Raw genomic sequence first — 506 nt, 5'->3', positions numbered from 1 at the left:
GTCTCGTTGGCCAGCTGTCCTTTGTCGACAATGCGCCCCGGGCAGGCGGCGGTGGCCACCGTGCGACGGTGCTCCAGCTGGATGACACGCTTCTCGCGCTTGAGCACCCGCACAAAGAACTCCGCAGGCTTGATGACAAGCTCTTCCTTGGTCTCATAGCCCACCAGTTCGCCCTGCGCCGCCTCCAGGCACGGCAGGATGACTTCCACCCGTGGCAGATGCGCCGGCAGCTCGTGGCGTCCGGGATGCACTTGGGCGTAGCGCGGGGTGCCGGGCTTTTTCTTTTTGAGCCGGGCAGCCTGCTCCTGTTCCAGGCGTCCAGCCTCAGGCAGGGTCTTGTCCTCCAGGGCCAGACCCACTTCAAGGGCCACCTCGGTCTCCTGCACGCCGGGCTCCAGATCCAGCAGCAGGGCCTGGTCTTTGCCCAGGCTTTCACCTTTAGGGCCGTACTTCTTGATGAGGGCCAGCCGCAACTGCTCCTCACGCAGGCGCACTTCCAGTTCCAG

Annotated in this window: 1 pseudogene; it reads right to left on the bottom strand. The window is 64.8% G+C overall.

Annotation, left to right across the window (positions count from 1 at the left end):
- Positions 1-494: pseudogene (locus BV034_RS34110) on the bottom strand (IS66 family transposase); the annotation flags it as partial.
- Between the last annotated feature and the right edge of the window lie 12 nt (positions 495-506).

The organism is Verrucomicrobium sp. BvORR034, assembly GCF_000739635.1.
Taxonomy (GTDB): Bacteria; Verrucomicrobiota; Verrucomicrobiia; order Verrucomicrobiales; family Verrucomicrobiaceae; genus Verrucomicrobium.
Note: the sequence above shows the minus strand (reverse complement) of the source record. Positions and strands in the feature narration are given on the sequence as shown.